The sequence below is a fragment of the Micrococcus sp. APC 4021 genome, assembly GCF_030407635.1.
In the GTDB taxonomy this organism is placed as follows: domain Bacteria; phylum Actinomycetota; class Actinomycetes; order Actinomycetales; family Micrococcaceae; genus Micrococcus; species Micrococcus luteus.
Window position 1 is genome coordinate 1 of the sequence record NZ_JASDCZ010000144.1, and the last position, 5,323, is coordinate 5,323.

The 5,323-nt window shown below is 67.3% G+C and carries 5 protein-coding genes; 3 read left to right on the forward strand and 2 right to left on the reverse strand.

The genetic code is table 11. The annotated features are described in order from the left end of the window. Window positions 1-47: 47 nt before the first annotated feature. Window positions 48-800 carry a thioredoxin domain-containing protein gene (locus QL983_RS10220; protein WP_036317487.1) on the forward strand — a complete coding sequence of 251 codons (753 nt, stop codon included), beginning with the start codon at window positions 48-50 and terminating at the stop codon, window positions 798-800. A gap of 107 nt (window positions 801-907) precedes the next feature. Then, window positions 908-1,492 carry a vitamin K epoxide reductase family protein gene (locus QL983_RS10225; protein ID WP_223247555.1) on the forward strand — a complete coding sequence of 195 codons (585 nt, stop codon included), beginning with the start codon at window positions 908-910 and terminating at the stop codon, window positions 1,490-1,492. A gap of 238 nt (window positions 1,493-1,730) precedes the next feature. On the opposite strand, the gene QL983_RS10230 is transcribed toward QL983_RS10225, so the two are convergent. Continuing rightward, window positions 1,731-2,981, reverse strand: coding sequence for an IS256 family transposase (locus QL983_RS10230; RefSeq protein ID WP_036318129.1), 1,251 nt, complete (start codon window positions 2,979-2,981; stop codon window positions 1,731-1,733). 328 nt (window positions 2,982-3,309) lie between these two features. On the opposite strand from QL983_RS10230, the gene QL983_RS10235 reads away from it, so the two are divergent. Beyond that, entirely contained in the window at window positions 3,310-4,332 is a 1,023-nt protein-coding gene (locus tag QL983_RS10235; protein ID WP_223247519.1) for a cytochrome c oxidase assembly protein, read from the forward strand. Here QL983_RS10235 and QL983_RS10240 read toward each other — a convergent pair. Beyond that, a protein-coding gene (locus QL983_RS10240) for an IS5 family transposase (protein WP_088478277.1) occupies window positions 4,329-5,223 on the reverse strand; the annotation gives its coding sequence in 2 pieces (ribosomal slippage) (window positions 4,329-4,865 and window positions 4,867-5,223; 894 coding nt in all). The genes QL983_RS10235 and QL983_RS10240 overlap by 4 nt on opposite strands. Between the last annotated feature and the right edge of the window lie 100 nt (window positions 5,224-5,323).

The following is a 5,323-nucleotide window of genomic DNA, read 5'->3' on the forward strand; positions in this document are numbered from 1 at the left end:
ACCCCGACGGCACGGTGCCGTCGCCACCGACCGAAACGGATCCCTTCGTGAGCACACCGACCCGCAATCCGACCCCCTCTGATCCGTCAACACCGGGCACCACATCCCGCAAGGCCAAGACCATCGTCTGGGTCGTACTGGCCGCTGTGGTGCTGGCCGGGCTGATCGTCGGAGTGGTGGCCGCCAGCGGCCCCCGCGACGCCGCCCCCCAGGGCTCCGGGCAAACTGCCTCCTCCGGGACCGGGCAGAGCGCCCCCTCGGAGGCCACGCCGGTGATGCGCCCAGACAGCCGGGTACTGTCCAAGGCCCCGAACGAGCAGGCCGTGCTGGTGGAGTTCCTGGACTTCGAGTGCGAGGGCTGCAAGGCCGCCTACCCGGTCGTGGAAGAACTGCGCGCCGAGTACGCCGACACGGTGACCTTTGTGCACCGCTACTTCCCGCTGCCCGGACATCCCAACTCGATGACCGCCGCCGTAGCCGTGGAAGCCGCCGGCCAGCAGGGACAGTACGAGGCGATGTATCAGCAGATGTTCGACACCCAGGAGCAGTGGAGCCATACCACTGAGGACCGGAGCCCGGTGTTCCGCGGTTACGCCGAGGATCTCGGCCTGGACATGGCCGCCTACGATGCCGCGGTGGCTGACCCGGCCACCCGCGACCGCATCGAGGCCGACGTGGCCGACGGGACCGCGCTGGGCGTGCAGGGCACCCCGACCTTCTTCCTGGACGGACAGATGCTCACTCTGAACACCCTCGAGCAGTTCCGCGCCGAGGTCGACGCCGCCGCCACGACGGACTGACCGGGCCCATGAGTGTCCCCGACACCGACACCAATTCACCCGTGACGATCCCCACGACCACCACCGACCGCCCTGCCGGTACCGGGCAGGCCTCCGACGTAGCGGGGATACCGACTGTCGCCCGGCACCGTCCGTTCGGCCTGGTGCTGTTGATCACCGGGGTGGTCGGCTGGGTGGCCTCGGCGATCCTGGTGCTCGAACGCCTGGAGCTGTACGAGGATGCCGGGTACATCACCAGCTGTGACATCAACCCCTGGGTGTCTTGCGGGAAGGTGATGGGGACCTGGCAGTCCGAGCTGTTCGGCTTCCCCAACCCGTTGATCGGCATCGTGGCGTTCGCCGTGGTCATCACCACCGCCATGGTGACCCTCTCCGGGGCGAGCCCCGGGCGCTGGTACTGGGCCGGCCTGCAGGCCGGGGTCACCGCCGGCACGGTGTTCACCATCTGGCTGTGGTCCCAGGCGTTGTTCGAGATCCACATCCTGTGCCTGTACTGCATGATCGTGTGGGCGGCGATGATCCCGCTGTTCATCCTGCTCACCATGCGCAACCTCGCCCACGGCGTGATCCCCGCGCACGCCGCGGTGGTGCGGTTCTCCGCCGGCTGGGCCGGAACCCTGGTGGCCATCGCCTATGTGGCCGTGGCCGCCTCGGTGTTCTGGACCTTCTTCCCGGCCCTCACCGGTTACTGACACACCAGCCGCACTACGGCCCGCCCACGCGCCCGCAACGAGGAGAAACCACACCATGGCCGAGACCGACGTGCTAGTGATCGGCGCCCGCCAAGCAGGGCTGGCGCTCGGGCACTACCTGAGGCGTGAGGAGCCGAGCTGTCGGCAAAGCCGGACACAGGTTGGGAAACCGAGAAGGGCAGGGTCAAGTCCCTGGAAGTGGTGTAACCGTCTTCGAGGCGGTGGGGGCTTGAGTCGGTCAGGTCTCCAAGGTCGGCATCACCTCCGTGCCCAGGATGGTCGTGGATGTCGTGTCCGCATCCAGACCTGAGCAGCGGGCCAGCAGCTCGAGTCCGAGGTACCGGCGGCCCTCTGCCCACTCATCCGTCTGCTCGGCCAACACCGCCCCGACCAACCGGATGACGGCCTCTCGGTTGGGGAAGATCCCCACGGAGTCCGTGCGGCGCCGGATCTCCCGATTGAGGCGCTCGGCAGGGTTGTTGGACCAGATTTGGGACCACACGTCCTTGGGGAAGCCGGTGAACGCGAGGATGTCCTCCCGTGCGGCGTCGAGGTGGGCGGTCACCGCGGGCAACCTGTCCTGCACGTAGTCCAGGAGCCGGTCGAACTGGGCGTGCACCGCGGGCCCGTCGGGCTGGTCGTAGACGCTGTGAAGCATGGCCTTCACCGCCGGCCACATGGACTTCGGAGTCACGGCCATCAAGTTGGCCGCGTAGTGCGTGCGGCAGCGCTGCCAGACCGCTCCGGGCAGGTTCGCCGCCACTGCTTCCACGAGGCCTCGGTGGGAGTCCGAGGTGACGAGCTTGACCCCTGTCAGGCCGCGGGCCACCAGGTCCGCGAAGAACTCGTTCCACGCCGCCCCTGACTCCGTGGTGGCCACGCGCAGCCCAAGGACCTCGCGGCGCCCGTCGGCGTTGACGCCGGTGGCGACCATGGCCACCGCGTTGATCACCCGACCACCCTCGCGAACCTTCATGGTCAGGGCGTCCGCGGCGAGGAACACGAACGGGCCGGTATCGCTCAGGGGCCGGTGCCGGAAGGCTTCGATGTGCTCATCCAGCTCGGTGGCCATGCGGCTGACCTGGGACTTCGAGAGCGAGTCGATGCCGAGCTGTCGCACGAGTTTGTCCATGCGGCGGGTTGAGACCCCGGCCAGGTAGCAGTCAGCGACCACCGTGATCAACGCGGACTCGGCTCTCTTCCGGCGTTCCAGGAGCCAATCAGGGAAGTACGTACCGGCCCGGAGTTTCGGGATGGCCACGTCGATGGTGCCGGCGCGGGTGTCGAGGGGTCGGTGGCGGTAGCCGTTGCGCTGGGTGGTGCGGGACTCGGAGGCGGTGCCGTACTCGGCCCCGCAGACCGCGTCGGCGTCGGCGCTGAGCAGGGCGTTGATGATGGTCTGGAGCAGGTGACGCAGCAGATCTGGTGAGGCTTCGCCGAGGGCTTCGCGCAACAGGCGTTCAGGGTCGACAATGTGAGGAGCGGTCATCGTGGTGATGTCCCTTTCGAGAGTGCTCTGGAAGGTTCGCTCGAAGGCTCCCACGGTGACCGCGTCCGTGCAGGGGACGGTGTCGGTGACCGGGGAGGGTTACACCACTATCAGGGACTCAACTGAAGGGCAGGCAGTAGGTTCCTTGTCCAACAGGCCCTCTACCGCCACGTCGCGACAACCGGGCAGCTCCGTGAGGATGGAGGCAAGGTCCTCGCCCGGAAAGGAAGTACATGATCGGCTGGCTGGAGCGGTGGCAGATTCCCTTGTACCTGGTTGCCCTGGGAGCCGGTGCCGCTTGCGGAAGCGGCATAACCGAACCGACACCGTGTCCACGATCAAGGGCCAAGGCCCCACTCCTACTCCGGCCTCACCTGACCCCGCTCCGGCACCACCACCGCGGCCGAAGTCGCCGACGTTTGATCGCCTCGATGAAGGGAAATTCGCTATGCCGCCGATCGACCAGTGGGTCACGTTCGAACCCCTCACCGGCTCACCCGTCGGCATCGCCGCTCTGCTGTTCGCGGCACTGTATCTGCGAGGAGCGATCTGGATGTGGCGAAACAGGCGCCGTTGGGCGATCGCCCGCACAGCATCGTTCCTGATCGGGTGCGCCCTGATCTTCGCTATCACGATGTTCGGTGTGAACCGTCTCGCGACGGAATCCATCACAGCGCTGGTGTTCCAGCAGATCACCCTGCTGACCGTCGTTCCGCCGCTCCTCATCGCAGGGTCACCCGGGCTGCTGCTCCTGCGCAGCACACCGCACACCGGCCTCGGGCGTCTCGTGCTCCGTGCCGCGCACGGGGGACTGCGCTCACGATTCTGGAGCGCCGCACTGCACCCTGTGGTCGCCATCGTCATTGCGATACTGCTGTACCCGGTCCTCTACCTGACCGACGCGATCAGCGTCATCATGCGCATCCCCTTCGGCCAGGACGCCTTGCTCTTCGTCATCCTCGTCCTCGGCATCGTCTCGGCAACACCGCTATGGTCCTCCGATCCGCTACCGCGCCAACCCTCCTTCGCCGCACGATTCGTCGATATCGCCGTCGAGATCCAGATCCACGCCATTTTCGGCCTGATCCTGCTCCGTACCGCCACACCGCTGTTCAGCGCATACGCCACCCCCACAGGCAGCCATGACCCCGTCATCGACCAGGCGATCGCCGGCACGCTGGTATGGACCTACGCGGAGCTGCCGATGTTCGTAGTGCTCATCGTCTGCCTGTCCCGCTGGCGAGCCCGCGACGTGCGCACCTCGAGACAGCGACAGAAAGCCGAGGACGCCGAACTCGACTCTTACAACGAGTACCTCGCCAGCCTCTCCCGAAGACGGAACGAGAGCTAGGGCATGTCTGACAATCGTTTGGACCACGCGAGCACAGCGTTCAACACCACGGCGGCCCGGTAGACGATCGCGTACTTGTCGTACCGGGTCGCCAGGCCCCGCCATTGCTTCAGGTGCGCGTACTGGCGCTCGATCACGTTCCGGCCCTTGTAAGCCTGCGAGTCCAGGCCCACGGGACGGCCACCGGCCGAGCCGCGGCGCCTGCGGTGGCCCTGCTGATCCGCCGGCTCGGGGATCACGGCTTTGATCCGGCGGGCACGCAGGTGGGTGCGGATCGCCCGGGAGGAGTACGCCTTGTCGCCCAGCACCGCCTCGGGGCGGGTCCGGGGCCGCCCTACCGGCCGTGCCACGCGCAGCCGCCCCAGCAGCGGCAGCAGCATCGGGGAGTCCCCGGCTTGGCCGGGGGTGATCAGGCTGACCAGCGGCAGCCCGGTCCCATCGACGAGCTGATGGATCTTCGTGCTCAGCCCTCCCCGGGAGCGCCCGATGCCGTGATCGGCCGGCTCCTCATGCAGATTCCTGTAGTTCGACCCATCCCCCTGTGAGGCGGGTGATGTTCGTCGCGTGCTGATGCGCGCGGGCGATCGTGGAGTCCACCGAGACCGACCAATCGATCAGGCCTTCGGCGTCCGCGGCGGCGGTCAGCCTCGCCAGCACCGCATCCCAGGTGCCCTCTTCAGCTAAGCGCCGGTGCCAGGTCCACACGGTCTGCCAAGGCCCGTAGACCTCGGGCAGATCCCTCCATGCAATCCCGCACCGATATCGGTAGATGATCGCCTCCACCATCGTGCGGGCGTCCGAGAACGGCCTGCCGGCCCTGCCGGTCCGGGTCGGGAGCATCGGGGCGATCAACTCCCATTGGGCATCGGAGAGCATCTGGAAGCGGGACATGCCTTCCAGGGTGTCAGCTGGCCCCCTGGATCCATTCTCAGACACGCCCTAGGTCGCGGGCGAGTACCGCCGGGTAGCTCGGGCCCTCGAGGAGTGTCAT

Coding starts and splice junctions, on each gene's coding strand:
- QL983_RS10230 (WP_036318129.1), bottom strand. CDS start 2,981: ATGACCGCTCCTCACATTGTCGACCCTGAACGCCTGTTGCGCGAAGCC.